Raw genomic sequence first — 22,897 nt, 5'->3', positions numbered from 1 at the left:
GTATCAATAGCACTGAAAAGAGTGCTATAAACAGATCAATGGCTCTCTCTTCCAAGCCCGTTTTGCGGCAGACCCAATCACTGACCATGACACCGCAAATGCAGCAATCGCTCAAAGTGCTGCAAATGAGCCGTGCTGAGCTGGAAGACTTTGTACAAAATGAAATAGAAGCCAATCCGCTTTTGCAAAGAGCGCCAAGCGGTGCGCTGCCCTCTTCCAGCACTTCGGATTATTCTGTTGAAGATTTCGGCAGTGTGCAACATTCCCTGCAAGATCATGTGGCCGAGCAGATCAATCTCAGCATCAGGGATAAAACCGAACGGCATATTGCCGAGCTGCTTGCCGAGACTTTGGATGAATCCGGGTATCTTCATGCAGACTTGGCGCAGATCGCCAAGCGCCTGAATGTGACACCGGAACAGGTTATGCGCGTCCTGCACCAATGTCAGACTTTTGAACCGGCTGGGCTTTTTGCCCGTAATCTGGCGGAATGTCTGCGTCTGCAGCTCATTGCCGATGATCGCCTGACTGCGGAAATGGCCATTCTGCTTAAGCATCTTGATCTGGTAGCGAAACGTGATTTCACGACACTTAAAAAGCTCTGCGACGCCGATGATGAAGAACTGGCAGAACTACTGGGCGAACTCCGTGGCTTAAACCCCAAACCCGGCCTGATTTTTGACAGCACTCCTGCCCTGACCATCATTCCCGATTTGCTGGTTTCCAAAACACCAAGCGGCGAATGGAACATCACGCTCAATCCGCAGGCTCTGCCCCGTGTGTTGATGAATGAGGACTATAGCCGAAGGCTTAGTGACAACAGCCTTTCCAAGGAAGAGAAACAATTTCTGCGCACATGCAAACAAAAAGCCAGCTGGCTCACACGCATTCTCGATCAGCGTGCGCAGACCGTGCTCAATGTCGGTGAGCAGATCATCACTCATCAGCAAGGTTTTCTGGAAAGCGGTGCGGTTGCGCTCAAACCGCTGACAATGCAAATGGTGGCCGATGCGATTGAGATGCATGAGAGCACCATTAGCCGCGTTGCCAATCAGAAATATATGCTGACCCCGCAAGGGCTGTTTGAATATCGCTATTTTTTCAATGCGGCGATCAGGGGAAAAACCGGCGATGATATTGCCTCTGAAGCTGTGCGCAGCAAAATCCGCACGCTGATTGCACAGGAAACCATCGACAGCATTCTGTCTGATGAAGCCATTGTGCAAAAGCTTGATGCAGATGGCATTGTTATCGCCCGCCGGACAGTTGCCAAATATCGAGAGGAACTCGGCATTCTTTCCTCCGCAAAACGACGGCGGGAAATGAAACTGCATGCCCAAAAAAGATAAGGCCGCGCAATCAAACACACGGCCTTATCCTTAAGCTATAGGTTTAGAAGATTATTTTGATGCTTTAACAGTGTTGTAGCTGTTAATCAGGTTGCGGTAATCCGGAATGTGGTTTGCGAACAGAGTGCCCAGACCTTCAATATCATTACGCCAGTCGCGGTGCAGCTCACAGGCAAGACCGAACCATGTCATCAGCTGTGCACCGTTAGCACTCATACGATCCCATGCGGAATGACGAGTGATCTCGTTGAATGTACCGGACGCATCGGTCACCACGAACACTTCGAAATCTTCAGCCAGAGCCGACAGCGCAGGGAAAGCCACACAAACTTCGGTCACAACACCAGCAATAATCAGCTGTTTCTTGCCGGTTGCTTTAACTGCTTTCACGAAATCTTCGTTATCCCACGCATTGATCTGACCAGGACGGGCAATATAAGGCGCATTCGGGAAAAGCTCTTTCAGCTCAGGTACGAGCGGACCGTTCGGGCCATCTTCGAAAGATGTGGTGAGAATGGTTGGCAGGTTGAAATATTTTGCCAGATCAGCAAGTGCCAGCACATTGTTTTTGAATTTATCTGGATCAATATCACGAACCAGCGACAGCAGACCTGTCTGATGGTCTACGAGAAGAACGGCTGCATTGTCTTTATCGAGGCGGTTATAAGGCTTGGACATTTTCAAAACTCCATGGTTTCAAGTTGATGAAAATGAACCTACTCGTAAGACGAAAACTCCAAAAGATAGTTATTTGGAACCACAACGTCCCATAAAAGAGACAATCAGGCTCTTTACAAAACCGGAAGGAAGACAGGCTTCCCTCCGGCATATCGACACGATTTATGCAGCGCTGAAACCATCAACACGGCAAACAATCAGATCATGATCGGAAAGCGGACGCTGATTATCATCCAGTGATGAGATGATGCGGCTGTCAGTAATATTCAGACCCCGGCTCAGGAACCAGTCCAGTTTCATAGCCCGGTCAGGCCAGCGGGTAATCAGGCTCGGGCGTGTGGTCATCTGATCCAGCGCACCGCTGTGACGGATGAAACCGCGCTCGGCGGCGACGCGGAACAGACCTTCCGCCTCGAAGTCACCTTCCGCATGATTGCCGGTATTAAGATCGCCGCCAATCAGCATTGGCATGCCGCCAAACTCTTCTTCCAGCGCATTAATCAGCTGCGCCACCTGCTTTTCGCGATAGGCGGCCGGAGATGCACTTTCCAGATGCACGGACACCGCGAGAAACGGCCCGTCAACGGTTTCAATCACCGCACCGATCGCATTGCGCTCCCCCAAACGTGGCTGATCGCCGCCATTGAAAAACCACAGGCGCTCACCGGCCAGACGCTGCACAAAAATCCGCTGCATCGGCACGGAAGACATCAGCGCATTGCCGTGGAAACCTTTTTCGTTGAAATCATCCTGACAGAAGGAATGCTCGATTTCCGAACCAAGTCCAAGCTCGATAAACTCCACGCCATAGGCATATTCCATATCCATATGGCGGGCGACTTCCGCTGTCATATTCTTCTGCGCGGTGCGCGCCATGCCATTGTCCATCTCGGTCAGCAGAGCCACAGCCGGTTTTTCTGCCAGCATTTTCGCAGCGCTTTCCTCAGGGAACAGACAACGCTCCAGATTCCATGCAGTCACGTTGAACGGAAACGCCAGCGGTGCGGTTGAAGCAGCCTGACCACCGGTTTCCACATGTGTCATACACTCCATGGAAACCAGCTTGGCATCATGGGCAGCCATGGTTTTATCCAGCTGTGTGATGCTCTGACGCTCCTTATGGGATGGCACGTCCAGAACTGCAACTTGTGCGCGGATCATGGTTTCAACAGTCATTACTTCAGTCATGTCATTTCTCAGTCTTGTGCAATATTTCAGGCAGAAACAGCTTGGGTTGCTTTTACAGCAGTTGCGGCTGCTTGCGATAATTCAATGCGTTTGCCGCTCTGTTTATCAAAAAAGTGTAGTTTTTCAGGCGTCACAGCCAGACGCATCTGATCGCGGATTTCAGCTTTTGGGGGCAGTGCGGCGACCAGTTTCTGATTGCCCGCATAACCATGCACGATGCGTTGTGCGCCCAGCTCTTCCACATAATCAGTGCGGAACTGCAAGCCCTGCTCATGCGCTTCAGCGATATGCAGATCTTCCGCACGAATACCGATTGTCAGCTCGCCCTGCACGGATAGCAGAGTGTCCAATTTCAGAATATCCTCACCCAGCATCAGCTGCTCCTGATGCACAGTGCCGTCAGCAAGGTTCATCGCAGGAGAACCGATAAAGCTGGCGACAAAGGTCGATGCAGGCTTGTGATAAATCTCCAGCGGCGCGCCGATCTGCTCAATCTCGCCACCATTCAGCACCACCAGACGATCCGCCAGTGTCATCGCTTCGAGCTGATCATGGGTCACATAGATTGAAGTGGTGCCAAGACGACGCTGTAATTGGCGGATTTCTCCGCGCATGGAAACACGCAATTTGGCATCGAGATTGGACAGCGGTTCGTCAAACAGAAACACCGCAGGCTTACGCACAATCGCACGCCCCATCGCCACACGCTGACGTTGACCACCGGAAAGCGCACGCGGCTTGCGTTGCAAATAAGGTTCCAGCTCCAGCATCCGCGCAGCCTCTGCCACACGCGCTTCAATCTCAGCCTTTGGCGTTTTGCGGTTCCGCAGACCATAAGCCATATTATCATAGACCGTCATATGCGGATAAAGCGCATAATTCTGGAACACCATGGCAATGTCACGATCTGCCGGTTCCACCTCATTCACGGTACGGTTGCCGATTGCCACCTCACCTTCCGAGATGGTCTCCAGCCCCGCCACCATACGCAGCAGCGTGGACTTTCCGCAGCCGGAAGGCCCAACCAGAACAATAAATTCACCGTCTTTAATATCGATATTCACCGCGCTGACGGCTTTGGTACCACCCGCATAGATTTTCGATACATTTTCAATTTTAACCTGTGCCATTGAAGGCTCCTAAAATCTCTTACTTGTCGCTCTCGGTCAGGCCTTTGATGAACCAGCGCTGGAACACCACAACCACCAGCACCGGCGGCACCATGGCCAGCACGGCAAGTGCAAAAGCCTCGTTATAATCCGGAATTTGCGCCCCGACCCACACCTGCAAAATCTGCTTGATACCGCGCATCAGCGTGAAGAAACTCTCATCGGTCGTCACCAGCATCGGCCAGAGATATTGGTTCCAGCCATAGACAAACATGATGATGAACATCGCGGCGATCATGGTGCGCGACAGCGGCAGCAGAATATCGATGAAGAATTTCACCGGCCCTGCACCGTCAATGCGGGAGGCTTCCAGCAATTCATCCGGCACCGATTTGAAGAACTGCCGGAAATAGAATGTCCCCGTGGCCGAAGCCAGCAGCGGCACAATCAGCCCTGAATAGCTGTTGAGCATCCCGAAGGACGACACCACCTGATAGGAAGGCACGATACGTACTTCCAACGGCAGCAACAGCGTGGTGAAAATCAGCCAGAATGCCAGCGTGGCAAAGCGGAAGCGGAAATAGACAATCGCATAGGCCGCCAGCATCGACAGCACAATCTTGCCGATTGCAAAACCGAGGCCGAGGATCAGCGAATTCAGCAGCATCCGCGATCCGGTGATCTGGCCGGTGAAACCGCCTTCACGGGTCAGCACATTGCTATAGGTTTCCGTGAAGTTGCCGCCCCAGCTCAGTGACAGACCATTGGAGTGAATATCCGCTGCCGTATGGCTGGAGGTGGTGAAAGCCACCACCACCGGCAAGATCAGAAACAGCGCTCCGGCAAGCAGGATCAGATGATCGGTAATTTTAACTTTATGCATCTCGTCCCCTGCTTAATTGTAATGAATGCGCCGCTCGACGAAGCGGAACTGCACGATGGTCAGCGTGAATACCACCACCATCAGAATGACGGATTGTGCGGAAGAACTGCCGATGTCATTGCCGCGGAAGCCATCCATGAACACTTTATAGACCAGCGTAATCGGGTTATTGGCGGCCTTATCCTTCACCATCACGTCGATCACACCGAAAGTGTCGAACAGCGCATAGGTGATATTGATAATCAGCAGAAAGAACACGGTCGGTGCCAGCAAAGGCAGAATAACCGTGCGGAAACGACGGGCACCGGAACGGCAATCCATCACCGCAGCCTCACGTACCGAGGCCGGAACCGCCTGCAAACCGGACAGAATGAAAATGAAATTATATGGGATCTGTTTCCAGACGGAGACGACGATCATCGCAAAAGCGGTATCGAAATAGTTCAGCCCGACTTTCATATCCCAGCCGAACCATGCAGCCATTTTCACAAACGGGCCGATATGCTGGTCGAAGATCATCATCCCGATGAGACCGGCAACCGGCGGCGCAATGGCATAGACCGAGATCAGCACTGTTTTATAGGCAGCATTGCCACGGATAACCGCATCAGCTTTTACCGCCAGCAACATACCAATGCCCAGCGACAGGGCTGTCACAATAATCGTAAAGATCGCCGTAAAACCAGCAATGCCACGATATTCAGGGCTGACCAGCACATCCGTATAGTTTTCTAATCCGACAAAGGTCGCACCGAAGCCGAACGGGTCTTCAATATAGAAGGATGACTGAATGGCCTGAACAGACGGCCAGTAGAAGAAAATCAAAACAACAGCCAGCTGCGGTGCCAGCAGAAGATAGGGCAGCAGGCGTGAATTAAACTGCACGCGCTTGGCTGCTTCTGTCTGTTTTGCATTGCCGAACAGTGGGGCAATCAGCGGCAAACGCGAGAAAAACGCAGCGAGTTTTGATGGTTGAGAAGTCTGGATATATGCCACGCGGCAAATCCCCGTCTTTTTGAGAAGCATCTATTAAAAACGGGGTCAGGCATGATTTGCTCCGACCCCGCTCATCACATTGAGAAAATCTCAGTTGTTAGTTCGCGGTCTTTGCGAAACGGGTCAGCAAGTCATTGCCTTCTTTTTCAACTGTCTCGAAAGCCTGTTTAACAGTGGTTTCACCAGCGAAAATACGGTTATATTCGCGTTCCATGATGGTACGGATCTGCGGATAGAAACCGAGGCGGTAGCCTTTCGACCAGTCACCGGACTGCAGCATCAGCTGCTTGATACCGACTTCAGCAACCGGTGTCTTTTCGTAATAGCCTTCAGATTTTGCCAGTTCATATGCAGCTTTGGTGATCGCCACATAGCCGGTTGCCTGATGGTAATATTTCTGCACTTCCGGCGAAGTCAGGAACTGGAAGAAGTCAGCCACGCATTTGTTTTCTGCATCCGGCTTGCCGGCCATTGCGAACAGAGCTGCACCACCGATAAATGTGTTGGTGCCTGCACCGTCAACGGCTTTCCAATAAGGCAGGAAGTCAGCGGAGAATTCCATTTTTGCAGTTTTCTGCAGGCCACCGAAAGAACCGGAAGAACCGATCCAGAAGGCAACTTTACCTTCATCAAACGGCTTCTGATTATCTGCCCAGCCCGCGCCGTAGAAGCCGAAATAGCCTTTATCAGCCCAGTCTTTCAGCTTTTCAAACATCATGATGAGGTTCGGATCAGTCACATTCAGCTTGGTGTCCTGAACGCTGTCATAACCGTTATTATTGGTGGCGAACTGAATGTTCTGACGGGAGAAGAAGTTCTCGGTGAACTGCCATGTCAGCTGAGAAGCAGTGAGCGGAATATAACCGGCTTCTTTGAGCTTTGGTGCAACGGTTTCAAATTCTTCCCAGGTCTTCGGGGCTTCAACACCAGCCTTTTTCAGCGCTTCGGTATTGATATACATGATCGGTGCGGAAGAGTTGAAAGGCATGCCAACAAATTTGCCATCCGGCGCCGCATAGAAATAACGCACGCCTTCGATAAAGGCTTCACGGTCGAATTTGTAACCGGCATTGTTGATCAGGTCTTCAGCAGGAACAGTTGCACCTTTTGCGTTGATGATGGTGGCTGCACCGGCATCAAAAACCTGAAGAATATTCGGCTGTTCGCCGGAGCGGAATGCAGCAATACCGGAGGCCAGCGCTTCTTCATAAGAGCCTTTGGAAACCGGTGTCAGCGCGCAGGACTGCTGGGATTCATTGAAGCGCTTGGAGATCTCATTGATCACGTCAGCATTCGCGCCACCCATGCCGTGCCACCAGCTGATATTGGTTGCAGCCATTGACGATGTTGCAGAGACGGTGAGTGTCAAAGCGGCGATAGAAAGTTTTCTGAACATTGCAGGTCCCGTTTGTTGAAAAACTGGTTCCGCAATAGAGGGTGGATATGACACCGAATTAACAGGAATGAATCAGATTTATGAAACACACCAAAACCGGCAAGTTGCATAAATCTGCCACTGCCTGCCCTGTATCAAAGCATTTCCAGTTTAGGCTGAATCATTGGAAATGCTCTATCTTTTTGTTTTTACGCGTATCTTATCCGAAAACCGTTCCACACTTTTCGGGATACGCTCTAACCTAAACAGGCCGACCTCACGACAGGAAAATGAAATCCAGAATGATCGTGGAAAATAACAGGCCAATCATCACATATTGAAATCGCCTGCGCTTAATATTCATCGCAATCAGAATAACGATGGTTTCCAGCACCATGACAACCGGCAGAACGACCATATTATCGGTGTCGTTTTTAATGAAGGATGTTCTGATCTGTTCAAAAGACTGCATGCTGTTGATGAAAATAAAGAGGGCAAAAAGCCATTTCTTTCTCGAAAAGAAATAGGTCTCGTAATCCCCGTATTCTTTAATGTCATCCGGCGTCAGGGTAACGCAGATGAAAAACAGACCAAAGACATAAAACAGCTCTAAGATATAAGTAACAATATCATAGGTTTTGCTGTTGCTCTCGATGAGATAATCCCACCAGAACTGAATAATCCATAAAAATACAACCAGTATCCAGCCGATATGGATATAGGATATTTTGTTCTTCGAAGGGTGCTGAATAAATTTGGACGCGAAGACCAGCAAGCGCGACAGGCACAGGCTTATGCCCATGCCATTGATAATGCGCATATGCGAAAAAACATCAGCCTGACTGACAAGAATATCCGCTGCCATTGGCAAGCTCCCCTCCGGATAAGCGCATTATAAACTGCCGGATCACATCCCCTCCGGCCGTCATTTTATTTATTAGTAAATTATCAGCTCAAATGATGCCGACATAGTCAGAAGCAGAGCACCCAGAATTGCCAGAATCAAGCCGGTTCTGAAATGTTTGGATGCTTTAACAACCAAGCCTTTGTCATCGCTTTGTCCCGCATCACCATGCAGGGATGTGGAGAACAATACGATCAGCAAACCGATCAGCAGTGTGAATGAACCCGCAGCACTCAGCAGATCACAGATAAAAAGCGTTAAATTGGTATTGGTCATAGAAGCTTCACCGGACAGATTACAAAATTACCCGTGATGGTTATAAACTCTGCCTGCTCATGACAAGCCTGAAGATTTCAATAGATCATAATGTTGAGCAATAATTCCCACCATAATTTATGCGCTTTTCTGATGTCATGCAGAAACAACACTGGTCTTAACTTCGGTTCATGCGATACAACGCATGAATTATTAAAAGATGCAGCAAGCATGAATAAAAATACGGAGGAGCGCTCAAGATGCATTATGCGCGTATTACCGAGCGTTTGAGCAGCAAAGGCTCACACAAATGGGCTGTCCATATGCGCGCCCGCGAGATGAAAGCCGCAGGCGAAGATATTATCGAGCTGACCATCGGCGAACCGGATATTCCAACACCTGCCGATATGATTGATGAGGCTGCCCGCTCCATGCGCGCAGGCCGCACCCGCTATACCAGCGGCCGCGGCGAGCCGTCGATTCTTGCAGCTCTGTCTGACAAATATTCGAAGCGCACCGGCCGCAAGATCAGCCAGCAGCAGATTCTCTGCTTTCCGGGCACACAAAGCGCACTGGCAATTGCCATGCTTGGTCTGGCCGAAGAAGGTGACGAAGTCATCACCACCAATCCGTGCTATGCGACTTATGAAGGCGTGATTAAAGCAACCGGTGCCACACCGGTCTATGTGCCGGTCAGTGAAACCAACGGTTTCCGCCTGCAGGCTGCCGATCTGGAAAAAGCAATCACACCACGCTCACGCGTGCTGCTGCTCAACTCACCGCATAACCCTACCGGCGCCATGCTGAGCCGTGAGGAAATCGCAGCCATCGGCGAAGTCTGCCGCAAGCACAATCTCTGGATCATCTCCGATGAGGTTTATGAATTGCTGGTCTTTGAGGGTGAGTTTGCTTCTCCGCTTGATCTGCCAGAACTGGCCGAGCGTACCGTTGTGGTTGCCTCGATTTCCAAATCCCATTCTGCTCCGGGTTTCCGCAGCGGCTGGTGCATCGGACCGGAAGAATTTACGGATCGCCTGCTGCCTTTGTCTGAGTATCTGCTGTTCGGCGTGCAGCCTTTCATCGCGGATATGACTGCCTATGCGCTGAACCGTCCGGCAACTGCAGCGCAGCAAATGCTTGAAAACTTCTACCGTCGTGCGCAAATGATTTCCGAGCGCCTTGATGGTCAGGCCGGAATTTCCTGCAAGATCCCGCAGGCAGGCATGTTCATTCTGGCAGATATCCGCGCCACCGGCATGACCGGTGCGGAATTTGCGATGCGCCTGCTGGAAGAAGAAAAGATTGCGACTATGCCCGGCGATTCCTTCGGCAGCAATCTGGTCGGCTTTTTGCGTCTGAGCCTCAGTGTGGCGGATGATCAGATTGATGCAGCCTGTGCCGGTATGGTGCGGCTTGCACAACGTATCACACTGGAACAAGCAGCCTGATTTCACTTCTTTCCAATACAAAGCCCGCCTCAGTGATGAGGCGGGCTTTTTGTTTTACATATCAGTTTTAGCGGATCAGTGTCACATGCTTGGCACCGAATGCCCAGAGGATACCGCGCACAATCAGCAAAGCTGCAATCACAATCAGCATAATACAGACCGAGAAAGCCGCCGCCTGATTGACCGCCCCGCGATCAGACAATTGCAGCACAGAGATCGAGGCGACCTGCGTTGCCGGTGTGGTGAGAAAGATCACCGCAGACAGCGATACCATAGTGCGCATGAAGAACAGAACACCCACGCCCAGCAATGTCGGCCACAACAGCGGCAATGTCACTTTACGCAAAGTTGTCAGCACGCTGCCGCCGAGCATGGTTGACGCTTCATCAAACGAACCGCTGATCTGTTTCAGACTAGTTGAGGAGATCAGGAATGCGTGGGCATGGTTATAATAGACGCTAAGAATGATAATCAGCGCAAAACTACCATAGAGGAAGTGCAGCGGGTTGGACGGATTGTTAAAGGCCAATACATAACCAAGCCCCAACACCATACCCGGCACGGCTGATGGCAAGATGGCCAGGAATGCCAGCGGGCCGGTGAGTGGATTCTTGAACTTCTGCACCGCAATTGCTGTCATACCGGCAATAGCCACACCCAGCACAGCCGTCGCCAGACTGATCTTCACACTGTTCCACAAAGGCGCTGTGCCGTTCTGCACATCAAACTGATAATGCTGAAGCGTAAAGCTCATATTATATGGCCAGAGCTTGACGAAGCTTGCCAGCACCACAATCAGAATGACACTCAGGATCAGCGCCATTGTGAAATAGGCATAAAGCCCGAGCAGCAGATCGCGTTTGCCTGACGGGCGCACAACCATTGGCCGCGCCTGTGAGGTGAGCAGCGCCTGTTGCTGTTTAGTCAGGCGTTTTTCAACAATCTTGGCGGCAATGGCAGGCATCAGCAGCACAATACCGATCACCGCGCCAAGACCAAACTGCGCCTGCCCGATCACCTGATTATAGACTTCTGTGGCCAGCACGTTGAAATCGCCGCCGATCACCATCGGATTACCAAAGTCAGTCATCACCAGATTGAACACAACGAAACAGGCGGCCGCCAGACCATAGCGGGTGGCAGGCAAAGTCTGGGTGCGGAAGATACGCCATGGCCCTGCCCCCAGCACTTCCGCACTTTCATGCAGCCGTGCATCACTGACAGCCAGCGCTGCCGAGAGGATCAGGAAAGCATAGGGAAAAGCATAAAGCGCATTAGCAATCACCACACCCCAGAAACCATAGATATCAATATCCATACCCATCCAGCGATTGAGAATACCGTTACGACCGAGCAGCAGCACCAGCCCCTGCGCCTGCACCAGTGACGGAGCAAAGAGCGGAATAAGCGCCGCCATCCGCAACAGGGATTTAAACGGCACATGGGCACGTTGCAGCGTATAGGCATAGGCATAGGCCATGCCGGTCACAATAATGGTACAGGTCAGCGCCATACCAAGACTGTTCAGCACCAGCGTCCAGAAACGCGCAGTGGTAAAAGTGCGGGTAAAATTGCCGAGGCCAAAACCTTCAGGCGTGCTGAAACCCAGCACCAGAATGGCCCAAAGCGGCATGACAAGGAAAATCAGGATCAGGGCTGTAATCCCGATCGTCATCGCCCAGGAAATGAAATTGTCGCTAAACAGACCGCGCTTTAAACCGGCACCGGTCGTCGTGGTTACAGAAGCCTCCGCGCTGCTCATGACAGCACCCGTAAAGCGTCTGCCGGCAGATGCAGCGTTACTGCATCACCTGTTTGCGGCAAGTACCCTGTTCTGTTGGCGGTGCCGTGCATTTCCACACTGATTTTAACGTCCGGCCGTTTATCCGGCACCACTTCCAACCGCGATATATGCCCCAGATAGATCTGGCTGCGGATGGTTGCCGGAAAGTGATTATCATCCGGCATGGTTTGCGTTGCGGGCAGCAGGCTGACAGCCTCAGGCCGGATACCGACTTTACTGACCGGTGCGGAACCGGAAACCTCTGCGGCATCCAGTTTCAGTACTTTATCGGCAAAATGCAGACTATTTCCGGGAGTCTTATCCAGCGGCAGAATATTCATACGACCGATAAAATCCGCAACAAAACTGGTTAAAGGCTGCTGATAAAGCGTCTGCGGCGTGCCGGTTTGTTCAATATGTCCATCTTTCATCACCACAATCACATCGGCCATCGCCAAAGCTTCTTCCTGATCATGTGTGACCATAATGGTGGTAATGCCAACCCGCTTTTGCAGTGCGCGGATTTCATTGCGCAATTCCTCGCGCACCTTTGCATCCAGCGCGGAAAGCGGCTCATCAAGCAGCAAGAGTGACGGATTAGGCGCCAGTGCACGGGCAATCGCAATACGCTGCTGCTGACCGCCGGACATTTGCGCCGGTAGTTTTTCGGCCTGATTAGCCAGATGCACCAGATCCAGCATTTCACGTACCCGCGCTGCAATCTGTGCCTTTGTCCAGCTCCGGCATTCCAGCCCGTAGGCAATATTGCGCGCCGCCGTCATATGCGGAAACAGTGAATAGGACTGAAACACAACGCCGAAATTACGCGACCGCGCAGGTGTGTGCGACAGGTCATTATCGCCCAGCATAATCCTGCCGGAATCAATATCTTCCAGCCCCGCAACGGCACGCAGCAAGGTTGTCTTGCCGCAACCGGAAGGCCCGAGAAAACATACCAGAGAACCATGCGGAATATTCAGAGAAACATTATCAAGGGCTTTCACTGCGCCATAGCTTTTAATGACATTCTGAATGTTCAAATCCATTGGTATATTTCCTTTGGTATTTTGTTTTTATGGACGCAGATGAAAATCCCTGCGTATTCCCCGTTGCATGAAATTTCATGCAAATGCTTATCAGACTGATTCAAGCCGCAGCTTTAAATCTCTGTTTTTTATATATTTTTCATAGCGCAGAAAACAGCTTGCTCAACGCTTTGAAAGCCGAAAGAGCAAGACCGGACAACTGCAAGGCTGTCCGGTCTGTTTAACAATTAGCGCTCGTATTTCTTCTGCCATGTTTCAATGATCTTTGTGCGATCATCGGCTGCGGCTTTGAAATCAACCGCATACATAACCTTGGACACATCTTCAGGAAGACCGGCTTCTTTGAACTTGTCCGGCATTGCGCCGCCCGGAATCGTTACAATGGCTTTCCACTTATAATATTCGTCGGCAGCCTGCTTGCTCACAGTCCAATCGAGAAAACGCTTGGCTGCGTCTTTGTTCTTGGATGTTGAAACCAGCGCATTGGCTTCCAGTTCATTACCCGCGCCTTCTGACGGGATCACCATGGTGATCGGATAACCTTCGGCAATATTCTTGATGGCGCGCAGTTCAAAAGAGGCACCAACAGTATATTCGCCCATTGAGGCGACGTTACACGGCTTGGAACCGGATTTGATATATTGCGCTACGTTCTTGTCGAGACTGTCGAGGAAAGCCCAGCCCTTTTCTTCGCCCATCTGCTGGATCAGCGAGTCAATCTGGATATAGCCGGTGCCGGATGATGCAGGGTTCGGCATCACCACTTCACCTTTAAAGGCAGGGTCGGTCAGATCGGCCCATGACTTCGGCATTGTCAGGCCTTTGGATTTCAGGCGCTCATTGTTTACGCAAAAAGCGGCCATATAACCGGTAACCGCAAACCAGCGGTCTTCCTTGTCACGGAACTGCGCAGGCACAGTGTCGATATTCGCAGGCTTATAAGGCTCCAGCGTTTTAATAATTTCAGGATTGAACAGCGAGGTAACTGCAACGCCCCACAGCACGTCATGTTGCGGATTTGCCTGTTCGGCAATGATACGGGCAACAAGATCGCCATTGGACAGGCGCAGCATATTAATATCCAGATCAGGTAAAGCTTTTTTCGCCTCGGCGAGGAAAGCTGCGGCCTCATCTTCTTCATAAACAGTATAAACCGTCAGCGTCTCTGCCAATGCAGAACCGGCCATCAGAGTCGCAGCCAGCGCACCCAGAGTTTTCAGGTAAGTCTTGCGCATATCAAAGCCCCCATCCCATGGATTTTGTTTGAGTTTTTATAAAAAGTTCCAGCACATAATGATGAAATAGCCACAGATATCAATGCGAAACTTTGAAAACACACCGGAACACGCTGCGCTTGCCCCCTCCCGCGGCAGTCATTCCCGTGGCCTCATTGGTCGCATAAACATGATCTCAGAATGAGACCATTCTTCAGGCAATGCTCCGCACAACCTCACAGAAAGGCACATCTGTCAGGTCAGCTTCCGAATTCTCGATTGGTCATATTATCGCGGTCGTTGAATGAGACCATTTAACGACGGGTACTCTGAAGTCTGTGACTGCAGGTGTGTTTTCCACACCCGCATTGCATTCACGATCTTGTATAAAAATCAGGGTTGAGTGACGGATCAAAAGCCGCCCCCATCAGGATAACCTCAAAACTGTGCCTGTGCTTTGGCTCATGCGCATGTCCGTAAGCGGCAAAAAACAGCGCATTTTGTCATAATAAACATTTCCGCAGACAGGCAATAAAACTGCAATATTTGCTGTCGTTTTCACGGTAACAAATATCGCATTCGGTCAGTTACGCCATGCGATCAGATCACTCTGTGCTGTGTAAAACTTCTATCCCTGTTTCCGGCCGCTCGCGACGGCTCCCCAGATTGACCAGCATATCATTACCGTCCTGCAAGAAGGCAGGTCCGACAATCCGTACAGCACGGTCAGACATATCTTTTTCAACGACCGGAACAGAAACCGGCGCCATCACCGGCTTAACAGGCGCAATGGTTTTTTTCTTCGGTTTTGCGGAACCTGCCCGCACCTGCTCAATATAGGAAAAATACTTTGCCCAGTTACATTTCTGAAAATTCTCTGATGCCTGATAGGCATAGGCAGAACCCAGATTGACGTAAGATTCGCGTTTATCAACGGATACCATATCCGCAGTCTCGGCAGCAGGATCACTCAAAATATACAGATTGACGTCGGGGGTCTCGCAGATGAAACGACACTGCGCCAAGGTCTCTTTTATCTTGTCGCTTCGGGCATATTGCGAATGCGGTGCCGGAAAATAATATCCGTCAGACAGGCGCACACAAAACAGTAGAGGTGTTCCCGAATACTGTCCGCCAAACAAATTGGTATTTTTGGCAAGCTGGTTTTTGTTGCTCAGCCCGCTTGGTTTTGATGATGTGGCAGTGAGAGATGTTCCGCTGCATTTTGCCAAAGCTGCGGCACTTTTCTGCAACTGTTTTTGTATGTCACCACGTCGCTGAGCCAAATCACGGCAGGCGTTAAAAAAGCCGCCCTGAGCATTTTCTGCCGTACATTTCCGGCCGCGCTCCATATTTTTCAAGGCAGTCAGCTGACGCTTTAAAATAATATCGGCAGCGATCAGGGAATTATCAGAACATGTCGCAGCAAGAGCAGGAGAGATTGTGCCCGTTACAAGCAGGACAACCAAGAGGAGCAATGTCTGGCGAAGCATAATACAACGCGTCATAAGCGCAGGCATCACCGGAAAACCCAACCTCTTTGACACCCTCCACTTAACCACAGTCCCCTCCGCGTGTTTATGTAACGGCCGAATTGAGCAAAGAATTACAAAGCTTTACCGATGAATCATGTAGCAAATATTTCAACCCGGTTACGACCATTATTTTTAGCTATATACAGGCTGATATCTGCTTTTTGGGTCATATCGGAAAAAGAGGCTACGTCTGTTGCTGCCTGACAGACCCCCGCGCTGATTGTCAGGCGCACAATACCGTCACTATGCTCAAATGCATCATTTTCAGCAGTCTTGCGAACACGCTCGGCAAACTCATAGGCTTCATTCATCGTCGTATCTGGGAGAAGAACTGCAAATTCCTCCCCGCCTATACGGGCAATAAAATCCTTCTTCCGGAAAATCGTCATCAGGATATTGGCAAAACGCTGCAAGGCAATATCACCGGCGGCATGACCGAACTGATCGTTAATGCGCTTGAAATGATCAATATCCAGCAAAATCAAAGCGAGAGAACCATCCGCAGGATCACGCTCTGCTAAAGTCAGCTCAAAGGCTCTGCGATTATACAGGCCCGTCAGCGGATCAAGCAGAGCCATTTGTTTTAACTCGGAAATCCCCCGTTCATAGGCCATTGATATAGCGAAAGCACCGCTTGCAACGATATGGATGGACATGACGAGCAAAATGACTGCCAGAAGCCCGTCATTCGGCAGTAATTTCATATTGGCGGGACTTGTCACCCACCCCTGTATCACGCGGGCAACAAATGCTGCAGCAACAAGACTATAGGCAATAGCCAGCCCCCAACGGGACGGCAGAGTCTCACCATTTGGGCGCACCAGTTCGCGGAGAACCAAGATAATTTCAACCAAAAATATGAGATTAACAAAGCCAAAAATAAACCCGTTCGTCAGATAGGAAGAGAACAGATACGGGAGCAACACAATCAGTATGATTAAGAAATTAATCTCAATATAGTTTTTGCGATAGAAAAAGCTGCGTATAGCCTGCCAGCGCAGCGCTATCCCCGTCGCTAATACCACGTTGACGAGAATCAACTGCAGCATCTGCGAGCGATCAATCACAACAAAGATAATGAAGCCGACGGATAAAACCGCATTTGCAGCAACCCAATAGAGCCAATAGGTTCTGTCGCGCTGCTTCAGCCAAATACAAAAAAATGCAATCGCAAACGCCGCCAGAGAAATAGCGTTTACTGTAAATAGTGAATTTGGCTCAATATCTGCCATGTATTGAATGAGCATCGACAATCAAATCCCTCACGTCGATAAACAAAACACTCCCGGAATGCACTGTATCTCTGACTTCTGCCCGTTAAGGAGACAAAGTCAGTATGCGGTTCGGCAAGCCGAACATATTTATAAAGTGTGCAGCCGTTTTAGCAGGCATCACATATTCCATAGCATTATGTAAAAAGATCCCGCTATCACTTTTTTATGCAAAAAGCGACATTTTCAATGAAAGACAAAAGAATAAGATTGTTTCAGTGCTGCTTAATATTCTTAAATTCAAACAAAACAAGCAAGCTAAGTTAAATATAATGTGAGAACAATTTAAATTTACTCCGCCTGTTTACTACACATAGCGAGATCAAAAATCATCGGCAAAACAAATTAAACAGGCAGAATATAATGCGAGGAATTGGCTGGGGCGCCTGGATTCGAACCAGGGGATGGCGGTACCAAAAACCGCTGCCTTACCGCTTGGCTACGCCCCAATACAAATCACGGAGAGATTCCGTGGCGGTTGATCCGGCTTATAGCCGCAAGAAATCCATTGTGCAATGCATTGAAATCAGATTTTTACATTTTAAAACAAAGCAAACCCGTCCAACTTCAAAAAAGCGTTTTACGTTTTCAGCTTCGCAAGTTCTCCACTCTCCAACATGCTGGAAAAGCAGCTCATAAACGCGTAAAGACAACAGTAATTGAGTAAGTTTGACTGCGCTCCGATACAGTTTAAAGAGTTCAGACAATCTGTTTCAGATTAAATTATATCATATTCAACCGCTTGCCGGATTACCTTACACTTCAGGAGACAGCAGCTTGTCAGTTTATTGGTGGATTTTTCCTCTCTGCTTTATTTTCTCCACGCTCCTGCTCCTGATTTTAAAAGACAAACTTCCTGCGAATTTTCTTGCTGCCGGCTTTAATCCGCGCTCCAACCATTCTGTCCCTGCCAGACAAATCGGCGGACTGGCCTGCATTCCGGTTTTCATATGTGCACTAATTATTTTTGGCCTATGGGAAATGATACCGGCACGGATGAGTATCAGCCTTGTCATTGCTGCTTCGTTAGTCTGGGTTACCGGCTATCTGGATGACCGAAAAGAACTGTCTGTACGCGCAAGACTTCCTTTGCAACTTCTGGCCGCAATTCTCGCGGTTTATAGTTTAGGCGCTGATTTCCGGCTTTTGCCCGATCTCCTGCCCTATTGGCTTGAGATGCTGCTTTTAAGTATCGCCATCCTTGGAAGTATTAATGTCGCCAATTTTATGGACGGTCTGGATTGGCTGACTGTCACCGGAATTGGAATTCCACTATTACTGCTTGGAATTCTCTCAGCTATATTTCTTCAGGAGCCGGCAATTCCGGCGATTAGTCTGGCGATAAGTGGCGCTCTCGCAGGATTTGCAGTTTTTAACCGCCCGCCTGCCTCAATTTTTCTCGGTGATTCCGGTAGTCTGCCGCTTGGCCTGATTACCGGTGCAGTATTTCTGCTCTTTGCCGGACAAGCAGGTATTATTCCCGCTCTCATCCTGCCGCTTTATTATATTCTCGACGCTGGCAGCACGATTATCCTGCGTCTTAGCAAAGGTGAGAATATATTACAGGCGCACTCTTCCCATGCCTATCAGATTGCAAAGCGCTCGGGAAAATCCGTTTATTTTGTTACCGGCAGCCTTGCACTGCTCAATCTTATATTGGGCGCTATTACTGCAGCCGCGCTGTGGTCAGGTACTCTTATCGGGCAATTATCCGGCCTGATAATCGCCTTGGCGCTGACAGCGCTGCTGATCCTTTATTTCCGCAAAAGAGTTTAATTACTGGCGGATATAGTCGAACAACAGCGCTTTAGCGCCTTCCGCATCGTTATCATCAAGGAATTTCTGCATTTGCGGCAGGCGCTGCGGTATTTCGTCGGCTTTTGTGCCACGTTTTTCCGCGCATAGAATTTTAGGGTGACGGGTACGCAATGCCTTATCCGGATCATAAAACAGTTCCTCGTAAAGCTTCTCGCCCTCGCGAATACCGGTTACCCGAATTGTAATATCCCCGTCAGGATTTTTCATGTCACGCACAGACAGTCCGGCCATCAGGATCATATTTTCAGCCAGATCTCTGATTTTCACCGGACTTCCCATTTCCAGCAAAGCCGTCTCACCACTTTTAATAACCGCACCGGACTGGATAATCAGTTCTGCAGCCTCGCGGATCGACATGAAATAACGGGTCATATTTTCATCAGTCAGCGTTACAGGGCCTCCTGCAGCAATCTGCTCACGAAACAACGGTACAACCGACCCGTTAGACCCCAGAACATTACCGAACCGAACGCTCGAAAATGACTGTGCCGAGCCTTTCTGCTGCGCAAGGTCTCCATAATGACGGATAACAAATTCTGCCCATCTTTTGGTTGCGCCCATCACATTTGTCGGACGCACGGCTTTATCGGATGAAATCAAAATAAAACGCTCTACGCCAGTCTTCAGCGCAGCATCGGCAACTGCCTTTGTGCCCATAACATTATTACGGATGCCTTCAAGCGGGTTCACCTCAACCAAAGGCACATGCTTATAGGCAGCACAATGATAAATCGTATCAACGCCGTGAGAGTGAATAACATTCTCCAACAGTTCCTGCTGGGTTACTGAACCCAAGACCGGAACGATTTCACAATTCGTGACAGATTTCAGCTTGCGCTCCAGCTGATAGAGCGCAAATTCCCCGACCTCGAACAAAATCAGTTTGCGCGGTTTCCAGTTGACGATCGTACGGCACAATTCGCTGCCGATAGAACCACCGGCACCTGTTACCATGATTGAGTGTCCCTCAATCATCGACTGCAGCATCGCCTCATCCGGCGGCACCGGCGAACGCCCCAGCAGGTCATCAATTTCAATATTACGCAGCGCACCAACCAGATATTTTCCCCGCGACAGATCTGCAATCGGCGGCAGAATACTGGTACGGATTTTCAGGCGCCCTAAAATACTGGCATAGGCTTTCCGCTCTGTCTCCCCCATCGACGGATCAGAGATTACGACCTGACAAACACCGTAATTCTTAACCAGATCATCGATAGATGCCGGTGCATAAACACGGGTTCCGGCAATATCCATACCAAGCAATGACGGATCACGATCAATAAAACCGGCCACATAAGTATCACGATGTACACGCAATGCCGCTGCCAGTTGCTGTGCAGCCTCACCGGTACCGATAATCAATGCCACTTCCCGTGATACAGGGCCGGTACTATCCCGCAAAATCCATTTAGCGCCGAAACGGGAAATGGAAACCAGAATAGTAATCACCAGCCAGTAGATCAGCGGAACAGAACGCGGAACGCCGGTTCCGCCGGTCATTTCAGTCAAAAATGCGATGGCAACCCATAGCAAAGCCGCAACGGCGGTTGCCTGAAAGATAGACCAGATTGCCTTTTCCGGCAGATAGCGAATAACAGAACGATAAAGACCATAGCGGATAAAAACCGGCACAGCGACCAGCGGCGCCGCCAGCATAAGCAATATTTGCTTGGTATTTGGCACGAACAGGAAGCCATAACGCAGAACATAGGCAACATAGACGCCAAGCAACAGCAAGGTAATATCCACGCCAAGCGTGATAAGTTGCTTTATAGACCGCGGGAGTCCCGCAATCCGCCTTGAAACATCTGCCGTTTTCATGCGGTTAATCTCTCACCTTATTCTTCAGCAAAATTTGCATCCTACTTCCACAATCATAATCAGGCAAAAGAATAACTTGACAAATTTGTTCAAGTATTAAACTTAAATAAAATATCGCACTCATACTGACTAACAAAATACTTATATCAAAACCAGCAAATCTATCTCTATTCACAGGAATTGCGAACAAAAGTGCCTATGCGATGGATGCATTAAAAAATTACTGCTTCTCATAGTTTTTCAACGTGAACCATAGACCACTGCCTTACCAATCAAGCTTTCTCAGGTTCCGTAAAAGAAATTTATCCGGCATTTATAATTCATCAGATTCGCTGCTGTTGCACGACATATCAATCTAAATCCCCCGATTGTTTTGAAAGCCGTGCAACAAATTATCGCAATCTTAACAAGGTCATGGAGTGACGGGCTGATTACCGTCTACCCAAAGCCACTGCTGACCATCACTGAAAGCAAGCTTCCCGCTCTGACCGGTACTGATAAAGATAACAGCACCTGCACCGCTCTGCGCAGCATTCGGCAAAGCACCACTCTCATAATTTCCGGTGCGAATTGGCCCCTCAACATGCAACGGTGCTGTTGGCCAGACCGAGCCGATAGCTATATTACCGCTAGCACGATCAATCCGCAGTGCCTGTCGCCACTGCCCGCTATCATCTGCAACTTTAATGCTGAAGTTATTTTCACCGGCGATTCCCATTTCAGCATAGCCGGTCCAACTACTCTGAAATAACAGGGATGCAGTATTCTCACTCAGGTTTTTATTGATTTTTAACTGATGCCCTGCCCCGCTATGGGTCAGCAGAACGGCGTCAGAGGCTACAGCCAAGCGGTTATAACTATCAGCCTCCGTATTTACTCCAACCATCGACTGCGGGTTCAGCAGTGCCTGCCATTGACTGCCGTTAAATATGAATAGCGCATTTTCATCAGCAATATGCATGATCCAGCCGCGCAAAGGCACGAAGAAGAACCATTCACCATCCATAAAGGCTGCAAGATTGCCATCCTGCCCGCTCCATAAATCCGCGGCTCCCGCAGGTATCAGATAACGATCACCTTCCTGCGCAGTGGCTGGCGGCGAAGAATATTGCCGGCTTAGAACGGACAGATGCAAAAGCGCATCGAGATAACGCAGTGCTTCATTATGTGTGACATGTTTCTGCGCCTGACTGGGCAGAATATAAGGCATTTTCAGATTAGGGGTCGTTTCCATATCTTGCTTTTCCCGTTGCTCATGAACGGGAAAAGTCTACGGAGAGAATAAAGAGCGGGGATAGATTTGCCCGTCGTGCCTTTAGCTGCCGCGATAAGTGGAATAAGCCCAAGGGCTGACCAGCAGCGGCACATGATAATTGGCGCTCTCATCGGCAATAGAAAACCGGATCGGAATCAGATCGAGAAATGGCGGCTTCGCCTGATCCGCGCCTTGCGATTCAAAATACTCGGCGACATGAAACTGTAGTTCATAAGTGCCGATACGTATTTCCGCTTCATTGAGCAGAAGCTCATCAGTGCGGCCATCAAGATTGGTTGCAGTCCGCTTAACCAGTTCCAGCTCACCACTACCCTTCACCCGATAAAGCTCAAGTCGCATTGCGGCAGCCGGTTTGCCATGAGCAGTATCGAGAACATGGGTTGAGAGTTTTGCCATAACCATACCTTTTCTGCTGCATATATTTTATTGGCCAAGCATATCCCCCAGCCGCAGTTCTGCGATACGCGCAATCTGCCGCAGTGCCTCAGAAATTTCCTGTTCTGGCGTATTTTTCAGACGCATTTCAAAACTGGCGAGGATGGAATGTTTGTCATGTCCTTTACCGTCAAAACCGCGTACGGCGAGAATGAAGGGAAAGTCAAAACGCTGCTTATAGGCATCATTTAAGCTATGAAAGCGCTCATACTCCGCATCATCAAGCCGGTCGAGTCCCGCCCCCTTCTGCTCACTTGTAGAAGCATCGGTGAGATTACCGGCACGCGCAGCTTTGCCTGCCAGATCAGGATGCGCACGGATCAGCGCCAGTTGTTTGGTCACACCGGCTTTTTCAACTGCCTGCACCATCGCCTGATGCAGAGCAAAAATTGAAGCGAACGGCCTGTCCCCCGCCACAGCTTCTGCCACCCAAGGAGAATGCTCGAAAATACCGCCCAGAACAGAGACAAACTCCGTTTCTGACAGCGAATTTAAGGTCTGCAAATTCAT

Annotated in this window: 20 protein-coding genes and 1 tRNA gene; 3 read left to right on the top strand and 18 right to left on the bottom strand. The window is 49.8% G+C overall.

What is annotated here, in order from left to right; genetic code table 11:
* The first annotated feature begins 38 nt into the window (after positions 1 to 38).
* Complete coding sequence (gene rpoN, locus BKD14_RS05345) at positions 39 to 1,349, top strand: RNA polymerase factor sigma-54 (protein WP_075654525.1); 1,311 nt, start codon at positions 39 to 41, stop codon at positions 1,347 to 1,349.
* 51 nt (positions 1,350 to 1,400) lie between these two features.
* Here rpoN and ycaC read toward each other — a convergent pair whose 3' ends face one another.
* The 8 genes from ycaC to BKD14_RS05305 all read right to left on the bottom strand — a co-directional run bounded on the left by ycaC (position 1,401) and on the right by BKD14_RS05305 (position 8,758).
* On the bottom strand, positions 1,401 to 2,027 hold the full coding sequence (gene ycaC, locus BKD14_RS05340) for an isochorismate family cysteine hydrolase YcaC (RefSeq protein WP_075654524.1): 627 nt from the start codon (positions 2,025 to 2,027) through the stop codon (positions 1,401 to 1,403).
* Positions 2,028 to 2,189: 162 nt separating this feature from the next.
* On the bottom strand, positions 2,190 to 3,215 hold the full coding sequence (locus BKD14_RS05335; RefSeq protein WP_348625518.1) for an endonuclease/exonuclease/phosphatase family protein: 1,026 nt from the start codon (positions 3,213 to 3,215) through the stop codon (positions 2,190 to 2,192).
* A gap of 26 nt (positions 3,216 to 3,241) precedes the next feature.
* The gene (locus BKD14_RS05330) at positions 3,242 to 4,345 is read right to left on the bottom strand and encodes a sn-glycerol-3-phosphate import ATP-binding protein UgpC (protein WP_075654523.1); all 1,104 of its coding nucleotides are present in this window, start codon (positions 4,343 to 4,345) and stop codon (positions 3,242 to 3,244) included.
* Positions 4,346 to 4,364: 19 nt separating this feature from the next.
* Positions 4,365 to 5,207 carry a sn-glycerol-3-phosphate ABC transporter permease UgpE gene (ugpE, locus tag BKD14_RS05325; RefSeq protein ID WP_075654522.1) on the bottom strand — a complete coding sequence of 281 codons (843 nt, stop codon included), beginning with the start codon at positions 5,205 to 5,207 and terminating at the stop codon, positions 4,365 to 4,367.
* A gap of 12 nt (positions 5,208 to 5,219) precedes the next feature.
* Positions 5,220 to 6,203 (bottom strand): ABC transporter permease subunit, encoded by a 984-nt coding sequence (locus BKD14_RS05320; protein ID WP_075654804.1) that lies wholly within the window; start codon positions 6,201 to 6,203, stop codon positions 5,220 to 5,222.
* A 97-nt stretch (positions 6,204 to 6,300) separates the two neighbouring features.
* Complete coding sequence (locus tag BKD14_RS05315; protein WP_075654521.1) at positions 6,301 to 7,599, bottom strand: extracellular solute-binding protein; 1,299 nt, start codon at positions 7,597 to 7,599, stop codon at positions 6,301 to 6,303.
* A gap of 256 nt (positions 7,600 to 7,855) precedes the next feature.
* Positions 7,856 to 8,443 carry a hypothetical protein gene (locus BKD14_RS05310; RefSeq protein WP_075654520.1) on the bottom strand — a complete coding sequence of 196 codons (588 nt, stop codon included), beginning with the start codon at positions 8,441 to 8,443 and terminating at the stop codon, positions 7,856 to 7,858.
* A 72-nt stretch (positions 8,444 to 8,515) separates the two neighbouring features.
* Positions 8,516 to 8,758, bottom strand: a complete 243-nt coding sequence (locus BKD14_RS05305) for a hypothetical protein (protein ID WP_075654519.1) — start codon at positions 8,756 to 8,758, stop codon at positions 8,516 to 8,518.
* Between the two features lie 239 nt (positions 8,759 to 8,997).
* Between BKD14_RS05305 and BKD14_RS05300 the strand changes: the two genes are divergently transcribed.
* Entirely contained in the window at positions 8,998 to 10,185 is a 1,188-nt protein-coding gene (locus BKD14_RS05300) for a pyridoxal phosphate-dependent aminotransferase (RefSeq protein WP_075654518.1), read from the top strand.
* 67 nt (positions 10,186 to 10,252) lie between these two features.
* On the opposite strand, the gene BKD14_RS05295 is transcribed toward BKD14_RS05300, so the two are convergent.
* From BKD14_RS05295 to BKD14_RS05265, 6 genes are all read right to left on the bottom strand, one after another.
* A complete protein-coding gene (locus BKD14_RS05295; RefSeq protein WP_075654517.1) occupies positions 10,253 to 11,947 on the bottom strand; it encodes an ABC transporter permease subunit in 1,695 nt (564 codons plus the stop codon).
* Positions 11,944 to 13,014 (bottom strand): ATP-binding cassette domain-containing protein, encoded by a 1,071-nt coding sequence (locus BKD14_RS05290; protein WP_022710071.1) that lies wholly within the window; start codon positions 13,012 to 13,014, stop codon positions 11,944 to 11,946. Before BKD14_RS05290 ends, BKD14_RS05295 begins: the two co-directional genes overlap by 4 nt.
* Before the next feature lie 227 nt (positions 13,015 to 13,241).
* Entirely contained in the window at positions 13,242 to 14,249 is a 1,008-nt protein-coding gene (locus BKD14_RS05285; RefSeq protein WP_022710073.1) for an ABC transporter substrate-binding protein, read from the bottom strand.
* Positions 14,250 to 14,833: 584 nt separating this feature from the next.
* The gene (locus BKD14_RS05280) at positions 14,834 to 15,736 is read right to left on the bottom strand and encodes a DUF2865 domain-containing protein (protein ID WP_175576059.1); all 903 of its coding nucleotides are present in this window, start codon (positions 15,734 to 15,736) and stop codon (positions 14,834 to 14,836) included.
* Positions 15,737 to 15,855: 119 nt separating this feature from the next.
* A complete protein-coding gene (locus BKD14_RS05275) occupies positions 15,856 to 17,010 on the bottom strand; it encodes a GGDEF domain-containing protein (RefSeq protein WP_083646812.1) in 1,155 nt (384 codons plus the stop codon).
* Between the two features lie 398 nt (positions 17,011 to 17,408).
* Positions 17,409 to 17,483, bottom strand: a tRNA-Gln gene (locus tag BKD14_RS05265).
* 547 nt (positions 17,484 to 18,030) lie between these two features.
* Here BKD14_RS05265 and BKD14_RS05260 point away from each other — a divergent pair.
* Complete coding sequence (locus tag BKD14_RS05260) at positions 18,031 to 18,810, top strand: glycoside hydrolase (RefSeq protein WP_245293559.1); 780 nt, start codon at positions 18,031 to 18,033, stop codon at positions 18,808 to 18,810.
* Here BKD14_RS05260 and BKD14_RS05255 read toward each other — a convergent pair whose 3' ends face one another.
* From BKD14_RS05255 to uraD, 4 genes are all read right to left on the bottom strand, one after another.
* A complete protein-coding gene (locus BKD14_RS05255) occupies positions 18,811 to 20,676 on the bottom strand; it encodes a nucleoside-diphosphate sugar epimerase/dehydratase (RefSeq protein WP_075654512.1) in 1,866 nt (621 codons plus the stop codon).
* A gap of 412 nt (positions 20,677 to 21,088) precedes the next feature.
* Positions 21,089 to 21,910, bottom strand: a complete 822-nt coding sequence (locus BKD14_RS05250) for a DUF2793 domain-containing protein (RefSeq protein WP_075654511.1) — start codon at positions 21,908 to 21,910, stop codon at positions 21,089 to 21,091.
* Between the two features lie 81 nt (positions 21,911 to 21,991).
* Positions 21,992 to 22,348: a hydroxyisourate hydrolase gene (gene uraH, locus BKD14_RS05245; protein ID WP_075654803.1), complete on the bottom strand. Its 357-nt coding sequence runs from the start codon at positions 22,346 to 22,348 to the stop codon at positions 21,992 to 21,994.
* 27 nt (positions 22,349 to 22,375) lie between these two features.
* The gene (uraD, locus tag BKD14_RS05240; RefSeq protein ID WP_075654510.1) at positions 22,376 to 22,897 is read right to left on the bottom strand and encodes a 2-oxo-4-hydroxy-4-carboxy-5-ureidoimidazoline decarboxylase; all 522 of its coding nucleotides are present in this window, start codon (positions 22,895 to 22,897) and stop codon (positions 22,376 to 22,378) included.

The organism is Pseudochrobactrum sp. B5 (assembly GCF_001939785.1).
GTDB classification, from domain to species: domain Bacteria; phylum Pseudomonadota; class Alphaproteobacteria; order Rhizobiales; family Rhizobiaceae; genus Pseudochrobactrum; species Pseudochrobactrum saccharolyticum.
The sequence above is the reverse complement of the archived record's forward strand: the minus strand, read 5'-3'. Positions and strand labels throughout refer to the sequence as shown.

Coding starts and splice junctions, on each gene's coding strand:
- rpoN (WP_075654525.1), top strand. CDS start 39: ATGGCTCTCTCTTCCAAGCCCGTTTTGCGGCAGACCCAATCACTGACC.
- ycaC (WP_075654524.1), bottom strand. CDS start 2,027: ATGTCCAAGCCTTATAACCGCCTCGATAAAGACAATGCAGCCGTTCTT.
- BKD14_RS05335 (WP_348625518.1), bottom strand. CDS start 3,215: ATGACTGAAGTAATGACTGTTGAAACCATGATCCGCGCACAAGTTGCA.
- BKD14_RS05330 (WP_075654523.1), bottom strand. CDS start 4,345: ATGGCACAGGTTAAAATTGAAAATGTATCGAAAATCTATGCGGGTGGT.
- ugpE (WP_075654522.1), bottom strand. CDS start 5,207: ATGCATAAAGTTAAAATTACCGATCATCTGATCCTGCTTGCCGGAGCG.
- BKD14_RS05315 (WP_075654521.1), bottom strand. CDS start 7,599: ATGTTCAGAAAACTTTCTATCGCCGCTTTGACACTCACCGTCTCTGCA.
- BKD14_RS05310 (WP_075654520.1), bottom strand. CDS start 8,443: ATGGCAGCGGATATTCTTGTCAGTCAGGCTGATGTTTTTTCGCATATG.
- BKD14_RS05305 (WP_075654519.1), bottom strand. CDS start 8,758: ATGACCAATACCAATTTAACGCTTTTTATCTGTGATCTGCTGAGTGCT.
- BKD14_RS05300 (WP_075654518.1), top strand. CDS start 8,998: ATGCATTATGCGCGTATTACCGAGCGTTTGAGCAGCAAAGGCTCACAC.
- BKD14_RS05295 (WP_075654517.1), bottom strand. CDS start 11,947: ATGAGCAGCGCGGAGGCTTCTGTAACCACGACGACCGGTGCCGGTTTA.
- BKD14_RS05290 (WP_022710071.1), bottom strand. CDS start 13,014: ATGGATTTGAACATTCAGAATGTCATTAAAAGCTATGGCGCAGTGAAA.
- BKD14_RS05285 (WP_022710073.1), bottom strand. CDS start 14,249: ATGCGCAAGACTTACCTGAAAACTCTGGGTGCGCTGGCTGCGACTCTG.
- BKD14_RS05280 (WP_175576059.1), bottom strand. CDS start 15,736: ATGACGCGTTGTATTATGCTTCGCCAGACATTGCTCCTCTTGGTTGTC.
- BKD14_RS05275 (WP_083646812.1), bottom strand. CDS start 17,010: ATGCTCATTCAATACATGGCAGATATTGAGCCAAATTCACTATTTACA.
- BKD14_RS05260 (WP_245293559.1), top strand. CDS start 18,031: ATGAGTATCAGCCTTGTCATTGCTGCTTCGTTAGTCTGGGTTACCGGC.
- BKD14_RS05255 (WP_075654512.1), bottom strand. CDS start 20,676: ATGAAAACGGCAGATGTTTCAAGGCGGATTGCGGGACTCCCGCGGTCT.
- BKD14_RS05250 (WP_075654511.1), bottom strand. CDS start 21,910: ATGGAAACGACCCCTAATCTGAAAATGCCTTATATTCTGCCCAGTCAG.
- uraH (WP_075654803.1), bottom strand. CDS start 22,348: ATGGCAAAACTCTCAACCCATGTTCTCGATACTGCTCATGGCAAACCG.
- uraD (WP_075654510.1), bottom strand. CDS start 22,897: ATGAATTTGCAGACCTTAAATTCGCTGTCAGAAACGGAGTTTGTCTCT.